This is a genomic window from Nonomuraea thailandensis, from assembly GCF_024172165.1.
Taxonomy (GTDB): Bacteria; Actinomycetota; Actinomycetes; order Streptosporangiales; family Streptosporangiaceae; genus Nonomuraea; species Nonomuraea thailandensis.
This window is the reverse complement of record NZ_JAMZEB010000002.1, coordinates 1,447,501-1,472,001: the sequence shown is the minus strand read 5'-3', so window position 1 is coordinate 1,472,001 and position 24,501 is coordinate 1,447,501. Positions and strand designations below refer to the sequence as shown.

The following is a 24,501-nucleotide window of genomic DNA, read 5'->3' as shown; positions in this document are numbered from 1 at the left end:
CGGCCACCCGCCGCGCCCCGCCACAGGGCACTCAGCCGTCCTGCCCCATCACCGGGCACCTCAGCCGTTCCCGCCCCGCCGCACGAGCCGGGTCACCGCCTCCGCGTCGGCCCGGTCCACCAGGGCCACGACGGCCCCGCCCGCGACCAGCGCGACGACCGCACCCAGCACCGCAGCCCCCGCGTTCGCCCACACACCGCTCGGCCCGAGCAGCGCCACCGCCCCGGCCCCGGCCAGATATCCCAGCACCCCACCGGCGACCGCCGCCGCCCCGGCCCTGACGAGCCCCGCCACGGCCGCACGCCCGCGCGCCCGCGCCACCGACCACAGCAGCATCCCCCCGCCCACGCTCATGCCCACGCTCATCCCGAGCGCCATCCCGCCGATCTCCCACTCGTCGGGCAGCACCAGCACGAAGACGGTCTGGGCGACCATCACGACGCCCCACCCGGCCACGGTCCCGACGGCGACCGCGCGCCCCCGGCCGGCCGCGTACAGCACCCGGCTGAGATGCGCGATGAGCCCGTAACCGACCAGGCCGGGCGTGAACAGCGCGATCGCCGCCGCCAGCTCCCCCGGCGGCACCTCGCTCTTGTCGGCCAGGAACACCACCGCACCGGGCCCGGACGCGGCGGCCAGCACCCCGGCGGCCAGCCCCGACACCAGCACCACGGCCCGAGTGGTGCGCGCGGCCAGCGCCGCGAACGCCTCCGGCTCGCCCGCCTGCGCCGACAGCCGAGGGAAGGCGCTGGTGGCGATGGGCACGGCCAGCACCGCGTACGGCACCAGGTAGATCGCCCACGCGTAGTTGTAGACGGCGATGGCTCCGTTGCCGATCGCGTGGTTCGACAGCACCAGCACCACGATCATGGCCGCCTGCTGGGCGAGGAGCGCCGCGATGCCCGCCAGCGCGAGCCTGCGCACCTGGCCCGCCACCCCGTCGGGGAACCGTAAGGTGAACCGCCACCGCAGCCCCAGCCGCGCCACGGGCCCGATCACGGCCAGCACCAGCGACAGCACGCCCAGGCTCGTGCCCACCGACAGCGCCAGCTCGGCGGGCGCCGGCACCGCGCCCGGATCGCGCTCACCTCCGCTGAAGGGCACGAACAGCAGGTACGCGACGATGACCACGATGCTGGACACCAGGGGCGCGACCGCCGGCCCGGTGAACCGCTTGTGCGACTGCAGCACGCCGTAGAGCACCACGGCGACCCCGTACAGAGGGATCTGGGGGGCGAAGACGACCAGCATGCGGGTGGCGATCGCGCTCACGTCGCCGACCTCGCACCCGTCGAGGGCGCCGCCGAAGAACAACCCCACGATCGGCCCGGCGAAGACCGCCAGCAGCACGCCCACCGGGACGAGCACGACCAGCACCCAGGTGAGCAGCGCCGAGCCGATCCACCCCGCCCGCTCCCGCGAGCCCCGATCGGCGGCGCCGGCCAGCATCGGCACGACCATGCCCGCCAGCGCGCCGCCGGCCACGACCTCGAAGATGATGTTGGGGAGCTGGTTGGCCGTCATGTAGGCCGTGGACAGGCAGTTGGTGCCGACGGTGGTGGCGAACGCGTACTGCTTGGCGAAGCCGATGACGCGCGCCAGCACGGTGATCGCCCCGATGAGCATCGCGCCGCCCGCGACACCCCGCGCCGTCACCACACCCACCCGGCCTCCCTCAGCCATCTACCGCAACGCGGCCGTCTACCGCTACGCAGACATCCTGGCAGGCCGGGCCGACAGTCGAGGAACGCGGATCACACCGGGTCGACCGGGCGGCGGCCGAGCATGTCGATGCCGTTGAGCACCGGGTTGCCCGCGATGACCTTGGTGAAGCTGACCTTCTCCGCCGCCGCCGTCAGCGCCACGACGGTGCCCAGCAGCGCGTACCGGCCGGGCCTGCCCAGCTCGGTGACGGCGGCCAGGCCGAGCAGCGCGCCCAGGGCGTTGGCGCCGGCGTCGCCGAGCATCGCGCGCTCGCCGAGGTCCTCGGGCAGCAGCGCGGCGGCGGCGCCGAGCGGGGCGGCGGCCAGCGCGGCGGTGGCGGGCGAGTGCCGGAACAGCGCGGCGGCCAGCAGCGGCCCGCCGGTCAGCAGGCCGACCTTGATGGCCCGGCCGGGGCGCAGGTCGAAGAGGTTGGCGAGGTTCGCGGTGGCGGCGATGGTGGCGCCGTTGACCAGGGTGTCGGCGGGGCCCCTGGAGACGAGGGCGGCGGCGGCCAGGCCGCTGGCGCCGATGCCGAGGATCTTGACGGCGCCGCTGGTGACCTCGCCGCGGGCCAGCGCGCTGAGGTGGCCCTTGAAGCCCTTGGACGAGGTGGTGCCGTAGAGGTCGTCGTAGGCGCCCACCGCGCCGCTGCCGACGCCCGCGAGCAGCGCGGCGGCGCGCACCCGCGGGGTCAGGCCGGGCGTGAGCGCGGCGGCGGCGCCGGCGCCGGCGGCGAACGCGGGGCCTTCGAGCAGCGTGATGGGCTCGCCGCGGTGGTTCTTCCTGGTCCAGCGGCCGCTCAGGTCGGCGGGCCGGTCGCGGGTGAACGCCGTGTAGGCGGCGCGGGCGGCCACGGCGCCGATCGCGGCGCCGGCGATGGCGTACAGCAGGCCACGGGCCCGGCTGGCAGGCATGTCAGCTCCCTGACGTGGTGGTGGGGGACGGGGTCGCGGACGTCACCGCGGGGACGGGGGCCGAGGCTCCCTTGCCCACGCCGTACTGGCCGGCACGCCCGGACATCTGCTCCCGCAGAGAGTAGACGATCGCGACGCGCCCCACGGGCATGTCGGCGGTATCCACCGTGGACACGCGCTTGGAGACCTCGCCCTCGTCGCGTACGGCGCTGATCGCGTCGCCGGGCGAGGCCGCCGCGTCGGCCATCCCGGCCAGCACCGCGCCCTGGCCGCCGACGTCGAGCCCGTCGGCTACGGAGACGATCGCGCCCGCCTGCGTCTCGGCGTTCTCCCCCTCGTACGCCCGCTCCGGCGCGAACATCACCGCGAGCGTGGCCCGCTTGACCGGATCGCCCTCGGTGGTGAGCAGCCCGCCCGCCTCGAACGTGCTGAGGACGTCGGCGGTGGCGGGGTTCGGCGTGCCGCCCTGGGCCTGGTCGGTCGTGACCAGGGCGGCGGCGAGCAGCGCGGCGGCCCTGTCCCAGCTCGTCGCGGTGGCCGGGAAGACCATGTTGACCGGCTTGAGCTGGTTGACCAGGCCGTCGAGCACACCCTTGGTCTTGGGGTCGAAGAACTTCTCGCTCAGCGCGACCCGGCCGGAGATCTCCGCGCCCGCCTGGTCGAGCACCTGCTCGGAGGCCTCGCGCACGGCGTTGCTGGAGCCCGGCGTCTCGACGAGCAGCACCCGCTGGCCGGCCAGGTCGCCGGCCACCAGGTCGGCCGTGGCCGAGATGATGAACTGGTCGTTGCCGGCCTCGCGCCCGCGCAGGGTGTCGATCTGCGCGCGCAGCTCGTCGTTGGACGCGGTGAGCCCCGCGGTCACCTCCTCGATGGACTTGACCGCCGGCCCCTGCAGCAGGGTGGTGCCCAGGACGATCCCCACCGCGAGGGCGAGGAAGATCGCGACGATGGAGACGAGGTGGTAGCGAAAATCGATCACGAGAAGAGTCCGACCAGCCAGAAGATGAATGCGTTCCAGAGGTCTTGCAGGCCGTTCAGCCAGGTGCGGCCGAGGGGCGACAGGCCCAGCGCGACCCCCATGGTGATCAGCGCTGTGATCACGAGCAGGAGCAGTTGGGAGGTGGTGATGCGGCTGCGGTAGAGCCTGCTGACGCCCTTGGCGTCGATGAGCTTGCTGCCGATGATCAGCCGGGTGAGGAAGGTGCTGGCCATGCCGGAGCGGCCCTTGTCGAGGAACTCCTCCAGCGTGCCGTGCGTGCCGACCGCGACGATGAGCTCGGCGCCCTTGTCGTCGGCCAGCAGCATCGCGATGTCCTCGCTGGTGCCGGTGGCGGGGAAGATCACCGCTTCGCGGCCGAGCTGGTGCACGCGCTCCAGGCCGGGGGCCCTGCCGTCGCGGTAGGCGTGCACGACGAGCTCGGCGCCGCAGGTCAGGGCCTTGGTGGAGACCGAGTCGAAGTCGCCGACGATCACGTCGGGCAGATAACCGGCCTCCAGCAGCGCGTCGGCGCCGCCGTCCACGCCGACGAGGACAGGACGGTATTCGCGGATGTACGGGCGCAGCGTGGCGATGTCTTCCTTGTAGTGATAGCCGCGCACCACGATGAGGACATGTCTGCCCTCCATGGGGGTGCGGATCTCAGGCACGCCGACTCCGTCGATGAGAAGCTTGCCCTCACCCCGAACGTACTCCATCGTGTTGACGGCGAAAGCCTCGATCTGCACGGCCAGGCCGGCGCGCGCCTCCGCCATCGCGGACTCGACGGTCTCCAGGGTCTGCGGCTCACCCTTGCCGATGACGTCGTCGTCGAGGTAGACGACACCCTCGCAGACGCGTACGACGTCGCCGTCCTTGACCCTCTCGAACAGCTCCTGGTTGGCGTTGTCGACGAACGGCACGCCGTTGTCGAGCAGGATCTGCGGCCCCAGGTTGGGGTAACGGCCGCTGATGCCGCTGGCGACGTTGACCACGGCCGCGGCGCCGCATGCGACGAGCGCCTCCGCGCTGACCCGGTCAACGTCGACGTGGTCGATAATCGCGATTTCCCCGGGCTGGAGGCGTTTGGTGAGCCTCTTGGTACGCCGGTCGATCCTCGCCACTGCCGTTACACCGGGAAGGCCCTCGACCTTCCTGCCGCGGAGGCCCGGCATTCTGCTTCCCGGAACCTTCATCAAGACCATCCTGCCAGAGCGAAACAGCGCGGAGGCCACGCATGGCGCGGCGTGTCCGCTATGTCACCCAGGATCACCTGTCGGCCGCCGCGAGGCCCAGCAGCTCTTCCGCGTGCGCCCGGCCCAGCTCGGAGTCCTCCAGACCGGCCAGCATGCGGGACAGCTCGCGTACGCGGCCCTCGTGGTTGAGCGTGACGACACCGCTGCGCACGACGCTGCCGTCGCTCGCCTTCTCGACCACGAGATGCTGGTCGGCGAACGCCGCCACCTGCGGCAGATGTGTGACGACAATCACCTGCGCGGTGCGGGCCAGCCTGGCCAGCCTGCGCCCGATCTCGACCGCGGCCTTGCCGCCGACCCCCGCGTCGACCTCGTCGAACACGAACGTCGGCACCGGGTCGGCGCCGGCGAAGACGACCTCGATGGCGAGCATCACGCGGCTCAGCTCACCGCCGGAGGCGCCCTTGTTGAGCGGCAGCGGCGGCGCGGCGGGATGCGCCGCCATCCGCAGCTCCACCTCGTCGCGCCCCTCGGGGCCGAACTCCTCGGCCTGGGTGAGCTGGACCACGACCCTGGCGTGCGGCATGGCCAGCGCCGTCAGCTCCTCGGTCACGGCCTGGCCGAACCGCTCGGCGGCGGCCTCGCGCACACCGGTGAGCTGGTCGGCCAGCTCGGTGAGGCGGGCGGTCAGCTCGTCGTACTCGCGCGTCAGATCGTCGATGCGCTCGTCGTCGCCCTCCAGCTCGGCCAGGCGGGCGGCGGCCTGCTGGGCCCAGGCCAGCACGCCCGCGCTGTCCTCGGCGTACTTCCTGATCAGGCTGTTGAGCACGGACCGGCGCTCCTGCACGGCGGCCAGCCGCGCGGGGTCCGCCTCGATCGACTCCGCGTACGCCGCCAGGTCGGTGGCCACGTCGGAGATGAGGTATCCGGCCTCGGCCAGCCGGTCGGCCACGCCGGCGAGCTGGGTGTCGAAGTCGCGCACCGCCTCGACCGCCGCCCGCGCCTCACCCAGGAGCGAGATCACGTCGTGCGGGCCGCCCGCGGCCTCCATGGGGTCGCCGAGCAGCGCCGTGTGCGCCGTCGTCGCGGCGCTGCGCAGGGCGTCGGCGTGCGAGAGCCGCTCCTCCTCGCTGCGCAGGTCGGTGTCCTCGCCGGGCTTGGGGTCGACCTTCTCGACCTCCTCCAGCCCGAACCGCAGCAGGTCGGCCTCCTGCGCCCGCTCCCTGGCCCTGGTGGTCAGCTCCTCTAGCTGCGCGGCCACCTGCTTGTGCCGCTTGTACGCCTGCGAGTACGCCCGCAGCGGCTTGACCAGGTCGTTGCCGGCGTACCTGTCGAGCGCGGCCCGCTGCCTGGCCGGCTGCAGCAGCCGCTGCTGGTCCATCTGCCCGTGGACGGCCACCAGGTCGTCGGCGAGGTAGGTCAGCGTGCCCACGGGCACCGTGCGCCCGCCCAGCCACGCCCTGGACCTGCCCTCGGCCGAGACCGTGCGCGAGATGATCAGCTCGCCGTCCTCGGCCTCACCGCCGATGTCCTCGACCTGCTGGGCGACGCGCCCGCCGGGCTCGATGACCAGCGTGCCCTCCACGCTCGCCCGCTCGGCCCCCGGCCGCACGCGCGAGGGGTCGGCCCGGCCGCCGAACAGCAGCCCGAGCCCCGTCACGACCATCGTCTTGCCCGCACCCGTCTCGCCGGTGACCACGTTGAAGCCAGGCGAAAGCTCGAGCACGGCCTCGTCGATGACGCCGAGCCCCTGGATGCGGACCTCCTCGACCCTAGGTCGCACTGCCCACTCCCGTTCACTGCCGTGTCTGACGCCGCTGCCCGCCCCCAGGTGGCCCCTGGGAACGGCCGGTCATTGCCCACGCGATCCTACGCGCTCTCCCCGCCATTCACTCAGGGTCGCGCCCTTCCGCGCCACCCCTGGACAGGAAGCTCGAACTTGGCCACCAGCCGGTCGGTGAAGGGCGCTCCGGTGCTCTCCACGCCGTGCAGCCGCGCCAGGCGGACGGGCTCGGCGCCTCTGCGAACCTCCACCCGGGTCCCGGACGGGAGTTCGAATCTGCGCCTCCCATCACACCACAGAACCCCGCCGGGCGTGTCAGGCAGGATCTCGACGGCCAGCGTGGAGCGGGGCGAGACGACCAGCGGCTTGGCGAACAGCGCGTGCGCGCTGATGGGCACCATGAGCAGCGCCTCGACCTCGGGCCAGACGACGGGGCCGCCGGCGGAGAACGCGTACGCGGTGGAGCCGGTGGGAGTGGCGCAGATCACCCCGTCGCACCCCCACCTGGACAGCGGCCGGCCGTCGATCTCGGCGACCACCTCCAGCATGCGCTCCTGCTTCTCGACGGTGGCCTCGTTCAGCGCCCAGGTGTCGGCCAGGACCCGGCCGTTCTGCCTGGCGAGAACATCGACCGTCATCCGCTCCTCGACGTCGTAGCGGCCGGCCACGACGCTGTCGACCGCCGCCGACAGGTCGGCGACCTCGGCCTCGGCCAGGAACCCGACGTGCCCGAGGTTGACCCCCAGCAGCGGCGTGCCCGCGGGCCTGGCCAGCTCGGCGGCGCGCAGCAGCGACCCGTCGCCGCCGAGCACGATCATGACCTCGGCGTCCTTGGCGGCGCCCGGGTCGGCCGGCACCGCGTCGGCCTTGTCACAGCCGATCTCGGCGCACTCCGTGTCGAGCACTCTGACGGTGATGCCGGCGTCGACCAGCCGGTTGATGACCAGCCGGGCGCTCTCGACGGCGGCGCCGCGCCCGGTGTGCACGGCGACGAGCACGGTCCGATTCATTGCGGCCCTTCCGCGACGGCACGCTGGATCTCGGCGTCGAGGTCGGCGACCTGCGGCGCGCCCTCCCCCTTGCCCAGCCACAGCAGATACTCCACATTTCCCGACGGCCCCGGCAGCGGGCTGGCGGTCACGCCGCGCACGCTCAGCCCCAGCTCCAGCGCCTTGGCGGCGGCGTCGCGCACGGAGCGGGCGCGCAGCTCGGGATCGCGTACGACGCCGCCCGCCCCGACGAGGTCCTTGCCCACCTCGAACTGCGGTTTGACCAGCATCACGAGGTCGGCGGCGGGCGCGGCGACGCCGGCCAGCGCGGGCAGCACGAGCCGCAGCGAGATGAAGGACAGGTCGCCCACGATCAGCGTGGGCGGCTCGCCGACCATCTCGGGAGTGAGGTCGCGCACGTTGACGCGCTCCATGACCGTCACCCGCTCGTCGTTGCGCAGCGACCAGGCGAGCTGCCCGTAACCGACGTCCACGGCGAGCACGTGGCCGGCCCCGCGGCGCAGCAGCACGTCGGTGAACCCGCCCGTGGACGCGCCCGCGTCGAGGCAGCGGCGGCCCGCCACCTCCAGGGTCTGGAACGTGTCGAGCGCGCCGAGCAGCTTGTGCGCTCCGCGCGAAACGTAGTCGGGCCCGTCCTCGGAAGCGGCCACGACGATGGCGGAGGCGGTGTCGACCTGGGTGGCGGGCTTCTGGGCCCGCTGACCGCCGACGCTCACCCGGCCGGCCTCGATGAGCTGCGCGGCCTGCTCGCGCGAGCGGGCCATCCCGCGGCGTACGAGCTCGCTGTCGAGACGGATCCTGCGGCTCACCGGCCCGGCTCTTCGCGCGTCGAATCGTCCACGGCGGCCAGCGTGCTCTCCAGCTCGGAGAACGCCTCGTCGAAGACCGGGACGTGCTCGCCCACCGGCAGCTCGCCCAGCCGGCCGAGGCGGGACACGATGGCGTCGACCCGCTCGTCACCGGTCTCCTGCGGCACCTCACTCATGACTCGACCGTAACGCCTCCCGCGAGCGCCCGGGACCTTGGCAGGCGTGTCACGCGTTGAAGCACATACGGGGGTGCTACTGATGTGGAACGCTACCGTCCGCAAAGGGAAGAAAGGATGCTCATCATGGCAAGCGCCGAGGAGTGCCGGGCGGCACTGGCCAAGCTCGTCGCGCAGTTCGACGAGATCGACGAGCAGGACCGCGCCAAACACGTGGTCGAGCGCACGGTCAGCTGCCGGGTGTCCGACCTCGACGTGACCTTCTACGGCCGGCTGCACCACGGGGGGCTGGACCCGTTCACGCAGGAGCCGCCGGCGGACGGCAAACCGGCCGACGTGAAGCTCACGATCGTGAGCGACGACCTGGTCGCGCTGGTCGACGGCGAGCTGGATCTGGCGCGGGCGCTGCTAGGGGGGCGGGTGAAGATCGACGCGAGCTTCGGCGACCTGCTGCGGCTGCGCAGACTCATCTGAACGACCGGCCGGGGCCTTGACGCCCTCCGTCGCCCAAATATTTAATGATGTCATTAACTATTACGCGATGGATGAAGCAATATGGGCTGGATCATCGACACCGACCACCTGAGCCGCACCTTCGGCGAGCAGACCGTCGCCGTGGACGGCCTCACCCTGGAGATCCCGCCCGGGGAGATCTTCGGCCTCCTCGGGCCGAACGGCGCGGGCAAGACGACCACGATCAGGATGTTGTCCACGCTGCTGCCGCCCAGTGGGGGCAGGGCGCGTGTGTGCGGGTTCGACGTGGTGGAGGCGGCTGCCGAGGTACGCGGCCGTATCGGCTACGTGATGCAGCAGGTCTCTTCGATGGGTCACTACATGCTGACCGGCAGGGAGAAGGCCGAGATCGAGGCGTCCCTGTACCACGTGCCCAGGCGGCGGCTGAAGGCCAGGGTCGCCGAGGTCCTCGACCTCGTGGGCCTGACGCGGCACGCCGACCGGCTCGTCCAGGAGTACTCAGGCGGCATGCAGAAACGCCTGGACCTGGCCTGCGGCCTGCTGCACCGGCCGGAGCTGCTGATCCTCGACGAGCCCACCCTCGGCCTGGACGTGCAGTCACGCCACCACATGTGGGAGCACATCCGCGCCCTCTGCGACGCCGGCATGACCGTGCTCCTGGCCACCAACTACCTGGACGAGGCCGATCGCCTCTGCGACCGGCTCACGATCATCGACCACGGCCGCCAGGTCGTCACGGGCACGCCCGCCGAGCTGAAGGCCGCGATGGGGGCGCGGTCCCTCGACGAGGTCTTCCTCCGTCACACCGGGCACGCACTGCGGGAGGAGCCGCGCTGATGTGGTCACAGGAGGTGCTGGCGCTGTCGCGGCGCTGGCTGCTCATGACGCTGCGGGAACGCCTGAACCTGCTGTTCAGCGTCCTCCAGCCGGCCGTGTGGCTGGTGTTCTTCGCCGGCGGCATGGGCGGCGCGATGGACGCGCGGGTGGTGGGGACGGCCGACTACATCGCCTTCGCGGTGCCGGGCGTCATCGCGTTCACCGTGGTGGGCAACGGCGTGACGGCGGCCATGCCCCTGCTGTTCGACAAGGAGACCGGATATCTGGACAAGCTGCTCAGCATGCCGATCAGGCGCAGCTCGCTGATCGTGTCGCGGTTCGTGTTCCAGGTGGGCATGAACTCGGCCCAGGTGCTGGTGATCCTGCTCGTGGCGCTCGCCCTGGGCGTGCGTCCCGCCTCGGGGCCCGCAGGGGTGCTGGCGATCCTGGCGGCCACGGCGCTGCTCACGCTGGCGCTCACGGCCGCGGCGATGGCGCTGGCCTGCGCGGTGCCCTCACACGGGACGTTCTTCGCCGTCACCGGGTTCGCCTCGCTGCCGCTGCTGTTCATGAGCAACGCCTTCGTGCCTCTCACGGCCATGCCCGGGTGGATGGAGGCCGTGGCGCGGGTGAACCCGCTCACGTACGCGATCGAGGCCATGCGGCTTCTGGTGCTGCGGGGGTGGGGCGGTGGGGTGCCGTTGTCGCTGGGGGCGCTGGTGGTGGCGTCGGCGCTGCTGCTGGCGGTCGGAGCCTGGCAGTTCGCCCGCCAGACCAGCCACCGCATCACCTGAACGGGAACCGTTCGCTCACCCACCGACCCTTCGCTCACCCACCGACCCTTCGTGCGCCCGCCGACCACCTACCGGCCGAGCCGCGTCACCGGTCACCCACCCCACCGTCCCCACAGCCCGTCACCACCCACCGTCCCCACAGCCCGTCACCACAGCCCGTCACCACAGCCCGTCACCGCAGCCCGTGACCCGTTTGTCGAGCCCCATCAACCCGCCCATGGAGCCCCGTCAACCCGCTCATGGGGTCTCATCACCCAGGCGATCGAGCACCGGCTTGACCGCGTCCTCCTCGACCCTTCCCTCGCCGGCCGCCGCCCAGGCGGCATCGCAGGCGGCCCTCAGCCCATCGATCCGGCTGCCCTCCCCTTCGAGACGCAGCGCCCCGTCCCGCCACTCGCCCGCCACCCCCCGCAAGCACCATCACGCACCTCGGGATAGGGCAGGAGCAACGCCCCCAGATCCTCCCCCACGTAGGCGGGCCGATGCCGAGGCTCCGCCGTCAGCACATCGGCCGCCGTCGCCACCCCGGTCAGCACCAGCAGGCTCTCGACCCCCGCGTTGGAGGCCCCCTCGATATCGGTGTCCAGCCGATCACCGACGACCAGCGGCCGCCGCGCCCCCGTACGGATCATCGACTCCCGGTGCAACGGCGGATCAGGCTTACCCGCGTAGATCGGCTCGACCCCGGTGGCGTGCGCGATCACCCGCACCATGGCCCCGTTCCCCGGCAGCTCCCCCCTCCCGGTCGGCATCGTGCTGTCCGCGTTGGACGCGACGAACAACGCCCCCTGCCGCACCGCCAGCGCCCCCTCCGACAGCAGCCCGTACGACAGCCCGGGCGCGATCCCCTGCACCACCGCGACGGGCGACTCGGCGGCGGTGGAGACGGGTAGAAGCCCTCGATCCCGTACGGCCAGCCGCAACCCGGACCCGCCGACCACGAGCACCTTCGCGCCGGGCGGCACCCGCTCCGCGATCAGCCGGGCGGCGGCCTGCGCCGAGGTCACCACGTCCTCGGCCGAGGCAGGCGCACCCAGCTCCCTCAGATGGGCCGAGATGGCCGCCGGCGTGCGTGAGGCGTTGTTGGTCACGTACGCCAACCGCACGCCACGCCGCTGCGCCTGCTCCAGCGCCGCCGGAGCCCCCGGCACCGCATGGCTGCCCAGATAGACCACGCCGTCGAGGTCGAGCAGCAGGGTGTCATAGCCGTCGATCAGCACAACGCCTCTTCCCGTTTGACTCTCACGTTGCGTGAGACTTTAGCGTCGCCCTCGTACCCACCTGGAGAAGGGATGACCATGTCCGCGAACCTCAACCTCACCGCCGAGGACCGCGCCGAACTGTTCGGCGACTTCGACCCCGACGAACACGCGGCGGAGGCCGAGCAACGCTGGGGCGGCACGGAGGCCTGGGCGGACGCTACGCGCCGCTCGTCCTCCTACACCAAGGAGGACTGGAAGCGCATCAAGGCGGAGGCGGGCGAGATCTCCACCCGCCTGGCGGACGCGCTCCGCTCCGGCGCACCCGCGGACGGCGACCTGGCCATGGACCTGGCGGAGGAGCACCGGGCCCACATCTCCCGCTGGTTCTACGCGTGCACGTACGAGATCCACCGCGGCCTCGGCGAGATGTACGTCTCAGACCCCCGCTTCACCGCCTCCCTCGACGCCACGGCCCCGGGCCTGGCGGCCTACCTCCAGACGGCCATCACTGCCAACGCCCAACGCCACACCGCCTGATCCCCCGACCCGGAACCCCTCCCGTTCCGGGTCGTACGGGTCGGGACCCGACGGGCTCCGGGTCGGGACGGGAAGGGCATCCGGGCTGTACGGGTCGGAAATGGACCGTTCTCCTGCCCACCGTCACCACTCCGGCAGGCATGCGCCCGCAACCACACAGTGCGCACTCAAGGCGCCCACCCCACAGGACACACAACCAGCGGCCTCACCCACACCATGCGCAACCCACGGCGCCCACCCCAGACCCCAGCCAACCTGCAGCCACATCCCCGCGATACGCAATCGAAGCGCCCCGCCACACCTCGCCCACCATGCGCAACTCAAGACGCCCGCACACCACAGGCAGCCTGCAGCCACATCGCCGCGATGGGCAGCTGAAGGCCCTCGCCTTCGACCTCACCCACCCCAGGCGGGACCCGCGGCCTCATCGCCCCACGAACACAACGCGAGCCGAAACGGCAGCGGCGCCCGCCTACATCTCCCGACGAGCCCGCAAGGTGGCACGCACGCTCTTCAGGGCCGACACATAATTCCGCTCGTCCGGTCGCATGGCAACGGCGATGGCCAGCGGTTCCTGCGCCCCTTCCACGTCACCGGTCCGCCACAACGCCAGCCCCAGCCCGAAGTAGGCATAGTCCTCAGCCGGATTGGCATCCACGATCTGCCGGAAGCTGGCCGCCGCCTCCGCGTACTGCCGGGAGTTGAACTGCGCCCGCGCCAGAGCCTCCAAGATGCTGCGCGACTCAGGCTCGGCCGCCGCGGCCCGTTCGAGCAAGGCCGCCGCAGCAGCCGGACTGCCCTCCTGCAGCAACTTCACCCCACGCTGGTACCAGTCGTACACCCCACCCCGAGGAGAGCCCGCGCTCTCATCATGAACATTCCCATCGTGACCCATGCGTGAGAACTCCTTCATCGCTGTACGGCGACCTGGCTCCGACCTGCCGGGGAACGGACACGACCGCAACCATGGGGCGACTTCTGGAAGGCGCAAGCATTTGTGGGAGCATGCCCGGTATGGGGACTCCTGAACTGCCAATACCGGCTGGACTGGTGCTACGGCCCTTCCGAGGCGTGCGTTTCGCTGTCGAAGATCCCGCCAAGGTGACCTCCCCACCATACGACCTGATCTCCGACGCCGACGTCGAGGTCCTCCTGGACTCTCACCCGAACAACGTCGTCCGCCTCATCCTTCCCTGCTCCTCCCGAAGCAACTCCTCCCCCGGCACACCCGCCGACGACGACCACTCCTCATCCCCGGCGGCCACCCCGGGAACACACCCCGGCCCGCCCCTTCAGCCGCCTGCCCAGGACGCGGCCAGGCCACAACCCCCCGTCACCCGCACGAGGACCACCTCCCCCACAGCGGAAACACCCCTCGAACCCCGGTACGCCGTCGCCAGGGACACGCTCAGGAACTGGCTGGACGCAGGGATCCTGGTGCCGGACGACGTACCGGCGCTGTACGTCTACGAGCAGAGCGGCCCGGACGTCCTGCAGCGCGGCCTGATAGGCGACGTGGGCCTGGCAGACCCGGCCCAGCGCATCATCCTCCCCCACGAGGACGTCTTCCCCGGCCCCATCGCCGACCGCCTCGCTCTCATGAGCACCACCCAGGCCAACCTCGAGCCCATCTTCCTCCTGTACGACGGCGGCAACGGCACGGCCACGCGCCTGGTGAACGAGGTCGCCGCGGAGCGACGCCCCCTCGTATCGGCGCACACCGAAGACGGCCTGACCCACCGCCTCTGGGCGATCACCGCCCCGGACGAGATCGCCGCGATCAACGCCGACCTCCACCACCGCCAAGCCCTGATCGCCGACGGCCACCACCGGTACGCCACCTACCGCGTCCTCCAACGCCAGGAACGTGCCACCCGCCACCTCCCGACCACCGCCGGCGACACCCACGCAGCTCAACCACCCACCGGCGACGCCCACGTAGGTCAACCGCCCATCGGCGACACCCACGCCGGCCATCCACTGGCTACCGGCGACTCAGCAGCACCGCCCTCCGCCCCGGGCGAAACCGATGTGAGCCAACACGCCCGCGCGGGCACCGCGGCTCCCGCGTACGACGAAGCGGCCCTGGGCCCATGGGACTTCGGCCTGGCCCTGCTCGTCGACTCCCGCGCATACCCACCCGACCTCAAGGCCATCCACCGGGTCATCGAAGGCCTGCCCCTGGACGAGGCCGTGTCCAGGGCGAAGAGCTCGTGGCAGGTGCACGACTACAAGGACCTGGCAGCCGGCCTGGCCGCGCTCGAAGGGGCACCGGAGCCCGCCTTCCTGCTCGCCGGCGAGGACGGCTCGCATCTGCTCACCGACCCCGACCCGGTCCAGCTCGCCCGCGCCATGCCACCGGACCAATCCGACCACTGGAACTCCCTCAACACCTCCGTACTCGCCGAGTTCGTCCTGCCCGTGGTGTGGGGCATGCGGGACAACGACCAGACCGTGCACATCGTCCACCACGACACGGATGCCGCCGTGAGCATGGCCGTCCGCACGGGCGGCACGGCTGTCATCCTCAAGCCGCTCGTGGTCGACGACGTGCTGGCGATCGCAGCCGGCGGCGAACGAGTGCCCCGCAAGTCCACCTCCTTCGGCCCGAAGCCGAGAACTGGTCTGGTGCTGCGCACCTTCGCCACCGACTGAGGTGACCGCTCCCCAAGGCAGACAGAGAAGTACAAGCACATCAACGTTCCTCATGCACCGGTCCGTGCGCATTGACCCCTGTCACGCCTGCACTCGTGCACACCGACCCCTGCCACGCCTGAACTCGCGCACGCCGACCCTTGCCACGCCCTGCACCTGCGCATACCCGGCCCCACCCCTCCGGTGTATGCCGCTCTCCCACCAGCCCTCAGCCGGCGGCCTCCAGCCGGGCGCCGGTGTCACCCGCTCCGCACCCGGCCCGCCCCAGCCCCGCCCCTCCGGTGCCCCCTCAGATCGCCCGGCCGGCACACCCGGCGCCGGCCGTACGCGTCGCAGCCACCAGCCCGATCAGCCGGTAGGCGCCAGGTAGAGCACCTGTCGCGGTACCAGGGCAGCGAGCGGTGCCGGGTCGGTGCCGGTCGCCGGGAGGGCGGGCTCGGGAAGCCTGGGAGGCTCCGAGAGCTCGGAGAGCTCGCCTTCGCACGGCTTGGCGGTGCTCACCTCGACCTCGTAGCGCCAGGTCTTGCCGGCCGACGGGCCGTAGACGCGGCAGCGGAACGAGCCCGTCACCGCAACGTAGTCGCGAGGCTTGAGGCCGCGGACGACGGCGGCCGTCTCCGGGTCGAACGTGATGCAAGGAACGCTGTCGGTGAGCGTCGCCCCACGCCTGTGGCGACGACGCCGCACGATGATGCGCCATTTCGTCAGCGTGTCGCCGCTCGGCAAGGAGCGCTCTTCGGCCGGCGCTGACAGCCTGCCCACCAGCAAGACTTCGTTTCGATCCACGGTCGTCCTCCTGTCGATGCTCTGGTGGAGATCACTCTCTACGATGAGGAGGAGCCGGATCGGCTGGAACGCCGTTCTGGGGATAACGGCTGGAGGCTCGGGAGTGCCTGTGGACAACATCACCGCGCTCGGCGGCGACGTCTATGAGATCGACACCAAGATGGCCGGGTTCTCCGGCATCACGGCTGGTTACCTGATCCTCAGCGACCGGCCCTGCCTCGTGGAGACCGGTACCTCGACCTCGGCGCCCGTGGTGCGGGACGCGATCGCCTCGCTCGGCGTCGGCCCGGACGACCTCGCCACGGTCGTCGTGACCCACATCCATCTCGATCACGCCGGCGGCGTCGGCGACATCGCCCGGTTCTTCCCGTCCGCGCAGGTCGTCGTACACGAGAAGGGCGCCCGTCACCTCGCCGAGCCGTCACGGCTCATGGCCAGCGCACGCATGGTGTGGGGCGACCGGCTCGACACGCTCTTCGGCGAGCTGTCCCCCACCGAGGCCGAACGCATCGTCGCCCTCGGCGACACCGGCGCCGTCGACCTGGGCAACGGGCGCACCCTGGCCAGCCACTACTCGCCCGGTCACGCGAAACACCACGTGGGGCTGGTCGACTCGGCGACGGGCGACCTGTACGTCGGTGACGCGGCCGGCGTCTATCTGCCCGAGACGGGCGATCTGCGCCCTGCGACCCCTCCGCCGGACTTCGACCTGAAGACCGCGCTCGACTCGATCGCCCTGTTCGAGGCGCTTGAGCCACAGCGGTTGTTGTTCAGCCACTATGGGCCGGTCCAGGCGGTCAAGGAGACGCTTGAGCGGTCGGCGGAGGAGCTCCGGGTCTGGGTCGATCTCACCCGGCAGGCCCGGTCCGAGGGCATGGATCTGGATCACGCTGTCGCCATGGTGAGGGAACGCACCAAGGAGCGCTACAGCGCGATGACCGCCGACGAGGCCACGGCCGAGCAGTTCGAGCTGTTGAGCGGCGCTCCGTCGAACGTCGCGGGGATCCTGCACTGGCTGGACCGCGTCTCGCCATGAGCCTGCCCACCAGGTGCCGATGCACGCTCCTGCCGGTGGTCGTGCGTAAGGGCAGGTCGGAGGGCTTGAGGTAGGGCTCATACAGACACGATGTACGGTTCGCCGCCCCGCGCGGTGAGGGCGTGCGTCCGTAGTGCGAGGCTGGGCCACGATGCCGGCGGGGGCCGGGTCGTGCCCTGCGGCGGCGGGTCTCGATGGCGCCTTGCCAGGCCCACCCCGGCGACGGCTCTCCATGCCGTGTGCCCAGGCGACATGGCGGGACTCTCCATGCCACGCACCCAGGCCACGTGGCGGCGGCCCTCCACGCCGCGCCTCAAGCCACGTGGCGACGGCCCTGCCCCACAGGGGCCAGACCACGCCGCGCCAACGGTCCGGCGGCGCAGCCCACACCACACTCGCCACACGGCCCCTGAGCCCCCACAGGCAAGCAAAGCACTGCGCGCGGCACGCCTTTCCAGGCGTACCGCGCGCGATGTGCAACATGCGTGAGGACAACTCGCCCCCGCACAACAGTCCTCTCCTCACTCACATGCAAGGCGAGGCCCGTACGGCGGGCAAGGCGACCCGAGCGTCGGTCAGTCCTCGCTCTTCGGCTTGTCCGCAGGCGATTCGGCACCATCATCGAGCACATCACCGAAGTTCGGCTCGATGAACGCCGGCGCGATCCCCGGCCCCCCAGCCGCCTGCTCCTCCGCCTCCGCGGCCTCAACAGTCTCGGCCGAGTCCGCGGTGTCCCCGGCGGCCGACGCGGCCTCCGCCACGTCCGCGGTCTCCGCGGCCTCCTCCGGCGAGGCAACGACGTCAGCGTCATCGCCCTCAGCAGCGGCTTCCTCCGCAGCCCCGGACGCAGAGGCGCCCTCGTCCTCGTCCGGCTCGTCACCGGACGGGACCTCTTCGGACGATCCCGCCACGTCATCCGAGGTGACGTCGTCGTCCAGCAGGTCCCCGGCCTCGGCGAGGGCGGCGGCGTCCGCCTCCTCGTCCACGGTGGCCACGTCCCCGGCCACGGCCACGGCGGCGTCGTCGAAGTCGTCCTCGGAGTCGTCCTCGGAGTCGAAGTCCTCCTCGACGTCCTCGATGACGGCTCCCGTGAGCTCCGCGTACCGTTCGGCCGCGTCCGTCTCCCCGTCCTCGTCGAAGGCCATCGCCCTGCCGAACCAGTCGGTGGCCGCGTCCTGGTGCCCCGCCTCGGCCAGCGCGTCGGCGTACGCGAACGCCAGCCTCGCCGACCACGGCTTCGGCTGCGGGTCGCGCAGCTCGGGCAGGCGCTGCAGGGTGATCACTGCGGCGTCGTGCTGCCCCAGGTCACGGCGAGCGCCGGACTCGACGATGGTCAGCTCGATGCGACCGGCCCGGTCGAGACGTTCGGCCTCCGGCGAACGCACCAGGTCGATGGCCCGCTCCGGACGGCCCATGCCGCGCTCGCAGTCGGCCATGACCGGCAGGTACGCGTCCGAACCCGTCATCCGCCTGGCCGCCCGCAGGTCGCTCAGCGCCTCGGAGAAGTGGCCCGCGCGGTAGGCGACGATCCCCGCGGCCTCGCGTACGACACCGATGCGGGCCGCGAACCTGCGCGCCACCTTCGTGTGCTCGTGCGCCCGGTCGGGGTCGTCCTCCTCGAGCGCCCGCTCTGCGGCCACCAGATGCCGGCCGACCAGGTCGGCGAGGTCACCGGGAAGCGAGCGCAGCTCCTCGATGACTTCCTTGTCGAGCTCGTCCACGGTGATGTCGGGCGCCACCTCGGGCAGCCTCTCCCGCTGCGGGGCCTCGGCAGCGCCCTCGCGGTCGCTTCTGCCGTACCTCGCGCGGCTCCCCGCACCGGGACGCTCCTCGCGGCCTTCACGCGAGAACGGACGGGAGTCGCGCTCGCCCCGCTCACGGAACCCGCCCTCACGCCTGTCACCGTAACCGCCGCGGTCACCGTAGCCACCCTCACGGCGCGGCCCGCGGTTGTCGCGGAACCCGCCACCCTCACGCCGGGGGCCACCACCGTAACCACCCTCGCGCCGGTCGCCGTAGCCACCCTCGCGACGAGGGCCACGGTCGCCGCTGTCACGCCTCTCGCCGTGACCGCCTTCCCTGCGACGGTCGTCACGGAACCCGCCCTCACGACGGGGACCTCGATCGTCGCGGAAACCGCCCTCACGACGTGGGCCACGCTCCTCACGGAACCCGCCGCCCTCACGGCGCGGACCCCGATCGTCGCGGAACCCGCCACCCTCACGGCGCGGACCCCGATCATCACGGAACCCGCCCTCACGGCGCGGACCCCGGTCCTCACGGAACCCGCCACCCTCACGGCGCGGACCCCGATCATCACGGAACCCGCCACCCTCACGGCGCGGGCCACGGTCCTCGCGGAACCCGCCGCCCTCGCCGCGGGAGCCACCGTCCCGGAATCCGCCCTCACGGCGCTGCCCGTAGCCGCCTTCGCGGCGCGGTCGCCAATCGTCACGATCCCGATAGGTACGGCGCTCATCGCCCTCACGACGAGGACCCCGGTCCTCGGCGCCGCCCTCACGACGCCCGGCGTATCCGCCTTCCCGCCTGGGACCACGGTCCTCACGGAACCCGCCGCCCTCGCGGCGCGGACCCCGGTCGTCACGGAAGCCACCTTCACGACGGGGACCGCGATCGTCGCGGAACCCGCCCTCACGGCGCGGACCCCGGTCCTCACGGAACCCGCCACCCTCACGGCGCGGACCCCGATCATCGCGGAACCCGCCCTCACGACGAGGGCCACGGTCGTCACGGAAGCCGCCCTCACGGCGGCCACCGCCGAACCCGCCCTCGCGCCGGTCGCCGTAGCCACCCTCACGACGCGGCCCGCGATCGTCTCTGTCCCTGTAGGTACGACGGTCGTCACCGCGTGGCCCGCGATCGTCGCCTTCGCGCCTGGGGCCGCGGTAACCGCCCTCGCGGCGCGGGCCGGAGTCGTCCCTGTCGCGGAACGGCCGGCGCTCGTCGCCCTCGCGACGCCCTCCTCGGCCGTCTCGATCGTCGTCGCGCCGGGGCCCGCGGTCACCGCGGTCGTAGGGGCGCGACCTGTCGTCGGAACGGAACGGACGGTCGCCGCCGGAGTCTCGCCCGCGAGAGCCGTAGCCGCCGCTCCTGCCTCCTCCGCCAGAGCGCCTGTCACCGTAGTCGCCGCGCCCGCGCTGTCCGCCGTCCGATCCGTTATCTCTGTTCACTTCTGGTCCATTTCGTTGGCTCACCCAGCGGACTCACAACGACGGTCCACCGTGGCTGGTCGCCGCCCGCCCTCGGGCCTTACGCGACGAAGGCCACCCGTGGGGGGTGGCCCGGTCCTCCCAGCCTAGCAAGTCACAGAACGTCCACGAGCCCGTCGCAACCCCGATATTGAGGGGACCGCAAACACACGGCCAGTCAAACCGCTCGGCATGCCACGGCGCTTCCACGGAATCGCCGAGTCCGGCCACCGAATTCTGACCCGTGAACGGACGACAAGCTCAACCTGCCCGCACGAGATCTGCGACTTCGCCCTGGCACCCGCGCCCTGGAGTTGGCGTGCCGGGAAGGAGAGTCCCATTCCCACCGGGCGCTCGATCACGGCATCCAGGGCGAGGTCGTCGACCTCAGCAAGCATTCCTGTACGCCGCCAAAAATCCGCGCGGACAAGCTCGGGTGGCCGACCGCGTCGAATTCGTAGAGGCAGACGCCGCAGCCACGAGAACACTCCTGAGTCGTACGACGCCGTGTCCCGCATGGGCGGCACCTGGATCGGCGGCGGCCTTGCGGGCACCTTGCCCCTCATGCGCCGTTGGCTGCGTCCGAACGGCATCGTGCTGGTCGGTGAGCGCTCTTGGACGTCACCGCCACCGCCCGAGGCCGTCACCGCACTGCCGCCCGACCAGGAATCGGTCACCGCGTTGTCCGGCACAGCCGGCCGTGCCGATGCGACGGGCTTCGAACTGCTCGAGATGGTGCTGGCGAGCGGTAGGGCAATGGGCGGGGTACACGCTTGCCGAGCAGCGATGACGAAGCGAGCAGGCACGGACGCGGACGCGGGCGGCTGGCCGCTCCGCTGAGGCCGCCGGAACGCTGGCCTCGTCTAGATCGTTTCTCCTTGATATCGGGGACTTCTGCCAGGGGGCATACATGGGGGTCACGCCACGGAGTCATTCATGGCAATGGGGCAAGGCGCGCGCCGATCTGCAGGTCACTGCGATCGCAGCGGCGGCCCCACTCCTCGTTCTCGGCATCGTGGCCGCGATCCTGCTGGGATTCTCCTGGCGCGGGCTGTTATGGGGCTTGGGGTTGGCCACCCTGGCCGCGGTGGCGCCGGTCCTGGTGGTCCTCCTGTCGAGGAGGCTGTCAACGGGCCTGGCAGATCCTACTGTGGCAGGCCCCGCGACCACGATTATGAACCTGAGGGCGGGCGTGCTCGTTGAGCTCGCCCGGCTGGGCGTTGTGACGCTCCAGGATGTCCCGCTTCGCGATGCCGTCTGGCTGGGGCTCGGCGTCCAACTCTTCAACGTGCTGAGCGGCCTCGTGTTGTACGCCGGCAGAGCGATCATTCGCCCGTCTCCGCTCGACCTGGAGCAGGCTGCGGCGGGCCGCTCGGTTTCGCACTCCTACGGGCGGCGCGTACTCGGATTCGGCCGCAGCACGCTGGTGGAGGTGGGACTCTCGCTGCTGCTCGCCTTGAGCCCGTGGCTGGCCTTCATCACCATTCCCGTGGGCTCCGTCTGGGAGGCCCTGATAGGCCGGACTCGCACAACCACGCCTGCACGCTGAGTTTATGGGTTCGTGACGGTCGCCGTTGCAGGTGTACGACCGATGCATGCGGTACGGGCAGCGAGGCGGGTTGCACCCCCGCGGAGCAAGAACGACGGGGACAGCGGCGTTTACACGCGGCCGGACGGTCCGAGGACGCGCGCGGCACCAGGGACATCGCTCGTAAACCCGCGGGTCCAACGAGCTGATGATGACCAGATGGCGTACGTCCTGGTGGGAGGGCGGCATCCGAGGCGCTACGGTCTCAAGGTCCGGTCTCACGCGAGCCAGCGATCGCCGGCACAGCGGGAACGTCTGCAGTTCGAGCTACGCCACGGGCCGCTGCCACGGCTTCGGCGATGACCAGCGCTGGACCCAGGGCCGCATCAAGACGCTGATCGGACGGATGTTCCACATCGGCTACACCATCGAGGGCCTCGACAAGCTACTGCGACGCCATGGCCGTCGGTGCAGGTTCCCTCCCTGCGTGCGATGGAACATCGTCACTGCCTGGCGACAGGAGGCATGCCCGGCCCGTGAAGCCACCACGACGGCCCTTGGCGGTCTCCGTCCTGCGACGGGCGTAACCCTCCTAGCCGCGGTCGCCGGCCGAGTGGCCGGGCACGACTCAGCAGTTCTGGCCGGAAACGCAGAAAGGGCCCCGACGCTCGGCGTCGGGGCCCTTCCCATAAAGATTGTCCGGCGGTGACCTACTCTCCCACACCCTCCCGAGTGCAGTACCATCGGCGCAGAGAAGCTTAACTTCCGGGTTCGGAATGTAACCGGGTGTTTCCTTCCCGCCATAACCGCCGTAACCCTGCGAAACAGCCTGTTTGCTGTCTCAGAATTGCTTAGTGGACGCGAGCAAGATGCTTTGTGGTCAAGTCCTCGGCCTATTAGTACCGGTCAGCTCCACACGTTACCGTGCTTCCACCTCCGGCCTATCAACCCGGTCGTCTACCGGGAGCCTTACCCACTCTCGTGGTGGGAGACCTCATCTCAAGGCGAGCTTCCCGCTTAGATGCTTTCAGCGGTTATCCCTTCCGAACGTAGCCAACCAGCCGTGCACCTGGCGGTACAACTGGCACACCAGAGGTTCGTCCGTCCCGGTCCTCTCGTACTAGGGACAGCCCCTTTCAAGTCTCCTGCGCGCGCAGCGGATAGGGACCGAACTGTCTCGCGACGTTCTAAACCCAGCTCGCGTACCGCTTTAATGGGCGAACAGCCCAACCCTTGGGACCTACTCCAGCCCCAGGATGCGACGAGCCGACATCGAGGTGCCAAACCATCCCGTCGATATGGACTCTTGGGGAAGATCAGCCTGTTATCCCCGGGGTACCTTTTAGCCGTTGAGCGACACCGCTTCCACACGCCGATGCCGGATCACTAGTCCCAGCTTTCGCTCCTGCTCGACCCGTCAGTCTCACAGTCAAGCTCCCTTGTGCACTTACACTCAACACCTGATTGCCAACCAGGCTGAGGGAACCTTTGGGCGCCTCCGTTACTCTTTGGGAGGCAACCGCCCCAGTTAAACTACCCACCAGACACTGTCCCCGATCCGGATCACGGACCAGAGTTAGACGTTCAAAACGACCAGAGTGGTATTTCACCAATGACTCCACCCGAACTAGCGTCCGAGCTTCCCAGTCTCCCACCTATCCTACACAAGACGCTCCAAACGCCAATGTCAAGCTGTAGTGAAGGTCCCGGGGTCTTTCCGTCCTGCTGCGCGTAACGAGCATCTTTACTCGTAGTGCAATTTCGCCGGGTCTGCGGTTGAGACAGCGGGGAAGTCGTTACGCCATTCGTGCAGGTCGGAACTTACCCGACAAGGAATTTCGCTACCTTAGGATGGTTATAGTTACCACCGCCGTTTACCGGCGCTTAAGTTCTCACCTTCGCTGCGTTACCACAGCTAAGCGGTCCCCTTAACGTTCCGGCACCGGGCAGGCGTCAGTCCGTATACATCGTCTTACGACTTCGCACGGACCTGTGTTTTTAGTAAACAGTCGCTTCCCCCTGGCCACTGCGACCCCCACCAGCTCCGAGTGCAAGACTCATCACCAGCAGAGGTCCCCCTTCTCCCGAAGTTACGGGGGCAATTTGCCGAGTTCCTTAACCACAGTTCACCCGATCGCCTTAGTATTCTCTACCTGACCACCTGAGTCGGTTTAGGGTACGGGCCGCCACAACACTCACTAGAGGCTTTTCTCGGCAGCATAGGATCATCCACTTCACCACAATCGGCTCGGCATCACATCTCAGGCTGAAGGAACGCGGATTTGCCTACGTCCCGCCCTACATGCTTACCCCAGGACAACCATCGCCTGGGCTGGACTACCTTCCTGCGTCACCCCATCGCTTACCTACTACCCGATCGGACCGAGCGTTCACTCTGACGGTCGTCCCGAAGGACAACCCGAGTTAAGGACTCTTAGCATCACGAGGTTCAGTATGGGCGCATTGAAGCGGGTACGGGAATATCAACCCGTTGTCCATCGACTACGCCTGTCGGCCTCGCCTTAGGTCCCGACTTACCCTGGGCGGATTAGCCTGGCCCAGGAACCCTTGGTCATCCGGCGCGAGGGTTTCTCACCCTCGATTCGCTACTCATGCCTGCATTCTCACTCGCACAGCCTCCACAACTAGATCACTCTGCTGCTTCACCGGCTGCACGACGCTCCCCTACCCATCAACCCCACATGGGGATCAATGCCACGACTTCGGCGGTGTACTTGAGCCCCGCTACATTGTCGGCGCAGAATCACTTGACCAGTGAGCTATTACGCACTCTTTCAAGGGTGGCTGCTTCTAAGCCAACCTCCTGGTTGTCTCTGCGACTCCACATCCTTTCCCACTTAGCACACGCTTAGGGGCCTTAGTCGGTGATCTGGGC

20 protein-coding genes, 2 rRNA genes and 1 pseudogene (1 of these 23 only partly in view) are annotated in these 24,501 nt (G+C 70.3%); 9 read left to right on the top strand and 14 right to left on the bottom strand.

The window, feature by feature from the left end; all coding sequences use genetic code 11:
* Nucleotides 1–60: 60 nt before the first annotated feature.
* The 8 genes from murJ to HD597_RS10820 all read right to left on the bottom strand — a co-directional run bounded on the left by murJ (nucleotide 61) and on the right by HD597_RS10820 (nucleotide 8,568).
* A complete protein-coding gene (gene murJ / locus HD597_RS10855) occupies nucleotides 61–1,665 on the bottom strand; it encodes a murein biosynthesis integral membrane protein MurJ (protein WP_253741880.1) in 1,605 nt (534 codons plus the stop codon).
* An 89-nt stretch (nucleotides 1,666–1,754) separates the two neighbouring features.
* The gene (locus tag HD597_RS10850) at nucleotides 1,755–2,618 is read right to left on the bottom strand and encodes a hypothetical protein (protein WP_253741879.1); all 864 of its coding nucleotides are present in this window, start codon (nucleotides 2,616–2,618) and stop codon (nucleotides 1,755–1,757) included.
* 1 nt (nucleotide 2,619) lies between these two features.
* On the bottom strand, nucleotides 2,620–3,597 hold the full coding sequence (locus HD597_RS10845) for a copper transporter (protein ID WP_253741878.1): 978 nt from the start codon (nucleotides 3,595–3,597) through the stop codon (nucleotides 2,620–2,622).
* On the bottom strand, nucleotides 3,594–4,790 hold the full coding sequence (gene steA, locus HD597_RS10840) for a putative cytokinetic ring protein SteA (protein WP_253741877.1): 1,197 nt from the start codon (nucleotides 4,788–4,790) through the stop codon (nucleotides 3,594–3,596). The genes HD597_RS10845 and steA overlap by 4 nt, the downstream gene beginning before the upstream one ends.
* Before the next feature lie 73 nt (nucleotides 4,791–4,863).
* Nucleotides 4,864–6,573, bottom strand: coding sequence for a DNA repair protein RecN (gene recN / locus HD597_RS10835; protein WP_253741876.1), 1,710 nt, complete (start codon nucleotides 6,571–6,573; stop codon nucleotides 4,864–4,866).
* 110 nt (nucleotides 6,574–6,683) lie between these two features.
* On the bottom strand, nucleotides 6,684–7,583 hold the full coding sequence (locus HD597_RS10830) for an NAD kinase (RefSeq protein ID WP_253741875.1): 900 nt from the start codon (nucleotides 7,581–7,583) through the stop codon (nucleotides 6,684–6,686).
* Nucleotides 7,580–8,392, bottom strand: coding sequence for a TlyA family RNA methyltransferase (locus tag HD597_RS10825; RefSeq protein WP_253741874.1), 813 nt, complete (start codon nucleotides 8,390–8,392; stop codon nucleotides 7,580–7,582). Before HD597_RS10825 ends, HD597_RS10830 begins: the two co-directional genes overlap by 4 nt.
* Nucleotides 8,389–8,568, bottom strand: a complete 180-nt coding sequence (locus tag HD597_RS10820) for a hypothetical protein (RefSeq protein ID WP_253741873.1) — start codon at nucleotides 8,566–8,568, stop codon at nucleotides 8,389–8,391. The genes HD597_RS10825 and HD597_RS10820 overlap by 4 nt, the downstream gene beginning before the upstream one ends.
* Before the next feature lie 126 nt (nucleotides 8,569–8,694).
* Here HD597_RS10820 and HD597_RS10815 point away from each other — a divergent pair, with 126 nt between their 5' ends.
* The 3 genes from HD597_RS10815 (at nucleotide 8,695) to HD597_RS10805 (ending at nucleotide 10,652) form a co-directional block, all read left to right on the top strand.
* A complete protein-coding gene (locus HD597_RS10815) occupies nucleotides 8,695–9,042 on the top strand; it encodes an SCP2 sterol-binding domain-containing protein (protein ID WP_253741872.1) in 348 nt (115 codons plus the stop codon).
* Between the two features lie 81 nt (nucleotides 9,043–9,123).
* On the top strand, nucleotides 9,124–9,879 hold the full coding sequence (locus HD597_RS10810; protein ID WP_253741871.1) for an ABC transporter ATP-binding protein: 756 nt from the start codon (nucleotides 9,124–9,126) through the stop codon (nucleotides 9,877–9,879).
* The gene (locus HD597_RS10805; protein WP_253741870.1) at nucleotides 9,879–10,652 is read left to right on the top strand and encodes an ABC transporter permease; all 774 of its coding nucleotides are present in this window, start codon (nucleotides 9,879–9,881) and stop codon (nucleotides 10,650–10,652) included. Before HD597_RS10810 ends, HD597_RS10805 begins: the two co-directional genes overlap by 1 nt.
* Nucleotides 10,653–10,889: 237 nt before the next feature.
* Here HD597_RS10805 and HD597_RS10800 read toward each other — a convergent pair.
* Nucleotides 10,890–11,872 (bottom strand): annotated as a pseudogene (locus HD597_RS10800) (HAD-IIA family hydrolase).
* Between the two features lie 78 nt (nucleotides 11,873–11,950).
* Between HD597_RS10800 and HD597_RS10795 the strand changes: the two are divergent.
* Nucleotides 11,951–12,391, top strand: coding sequence for a TipAS antibiotic-recognition domain-containing protein (locus HD597_RS10795; RefSeq protein ID WP_253741869.1), 441 nt, complete (start codon nucleotides 11,951–11,953; stop codon nucleotides 12,389–12,391).
* Between the two features lie 472 nt (nucleotides 12,392–12,863).
* On the opposite strand, the gene HD597_RS10790 is transcribed toward HD597_RS10795, so the two are convergent.
* Nucleotides 12,864–13,286 (bottom strand): tetratricopeptide repeat protein, encoded by a 423-nt coding sequence (locus HD597_RS10790; protein ID WP_253759304.1) that lies wholly within the window; start codon nucleotides 13,284–13,286, stop codon nucleotides 12,864–12,866.
* A gap of 71 nt (nucleotides 13,287–13,357) precedes the next feature.
* Here HD597_RS10790 and HD597_RS10785 point away from each other — a divergent pair, with 71 nt between their 5' ends.
* Nucleotides 13,358–15,046: a DUF1015 family protein gene (locus tag HD597_RS10785; RefSeq protein WP_308210588.1), complete on the top strand. Its 1,689-nt coding sequence runs from the start codon at nucleotides 13,358–13,360 to the stop codon at nucleotides 15,044–15,046.
* 348 nt (nucleotides 15,047–15,394) lie between these two features.
* On the opposite strand, the gene HD597_RS10780 is transcribed toward HD597_RS10785, so the two are convergent.
* The gene (locus tag HD597_RS10780) at nucleotides 15,395–15,832 is read right to left on the bottom strand and encodes a single-stranded DNA-binding protein (protein WP_253741867.1); all 438 of its coding nucleotides are present in this window, start codon (nucleotides 15,830–15,832) and stop codon (nucleotides 15,395–15,397) included.
* Between the two features lie 109 nt (nucleotides 15,833–15,941).
* On the opposite strand from HD597_RS10780, the gene HD597_RS10775 reads away from it, so the two are divergent.
* Nucleotides 15,942–16,868: an MBL fold metallo-hydrolase gene (locus tag HD597_RS10775; RefSeq protein WP_253741866.1), complete on the top strand. Its 927-nt coding sequence runs from the start codon at nucleotides 15,942–15,944 to the stop codon at nucleotides 16,866–16,868.
* A 575-nt stretch (nucleotides 16,869–17,443) separates the two neighbouring features.
* On the opposite strand, the gene HD597_RS10770 is transcribed toward HD597_RS10775, so the two are convergent.
* On the bottom strand, nucleotides 17,444–18,607 hold the full coding sequence (locus HD597_RS10770; RefSeq protein WP_253741865.1) for a hypothetical protein: 1,164 nt from the start codon (nucleotides 18,605–18,607) through the stop codon (nucleotides 17,444–17,446).
* Between the two features lie 1,986 nt (nucleotides 18,608–20,593).
* Between HD597_RS10770 and HD597_RS10765 the strand changes: the two genes are divergently transcribed.
* The 3 genes from HD597_RS10765 to HD597_RS66710 all read left to right on the top strand — a co-directional run bounded on the left by HD597_RS10765 (nucleotide 20,594) and on the right by HD597_RS66710 (nucleotide 22,314).
* Nucleotides 20,594–20,917 carry a hypothetical protein gene (locus HD597_RS10765; RefSeq protein WP_253741864.1) on the top strand — a complete coding sequence of 108 codons (324 nt, stop codon included), beginning with the start codon at nucleotides 20,594–20,596 and terminating at the stop codon, nucleotides 20,915–20,917.
* Nucleotides 20,918–20,987: 70 nt separating this feature from the next.
* Nucleotides 20,988–21,626, top strand: a complete 639-nt coding sequence (locus tag HD597_RS10760; RefSeq protein WP_253741863.1) for a hypothetical protein — start codon at nucleotides 20,988–20,990, stop codon at nucleotides 21,624–21,626.
* Nucleotides 21,627–21,813: 187 nt separating this feature from the next.
* Complete coding sequence (locus HD597_RS66710; RefSeq protein WP_372513365.1) at nucleotides 21,814–22,314, top strand: winged helix-turn-helix domain-containing protein; 501 nt, start codon at nucleotides 21,814–21,816, stop codon at nucleotides 22,312–22,314.
* Here HD597_RS66710 and rrf read toward each other — a convergent pair.
* Nucleotides 22,303–22,419, bottom strand: a 5S ribosomal RNA gene (gene rrf, locus HD597_RS10755). The genes HD597_RS66710 and rrf overlap by 12 nt on opposite strands.
* A gap of 62 nt (nucleotides 22,420–22,481) precedes the next feature.
* A 23S ribosomal RNA gene (locus HD597_RS10750) occupies nucleotides 22,482–24,501 on the bottom strand; it runs 1,085 nt beyond the window's last position.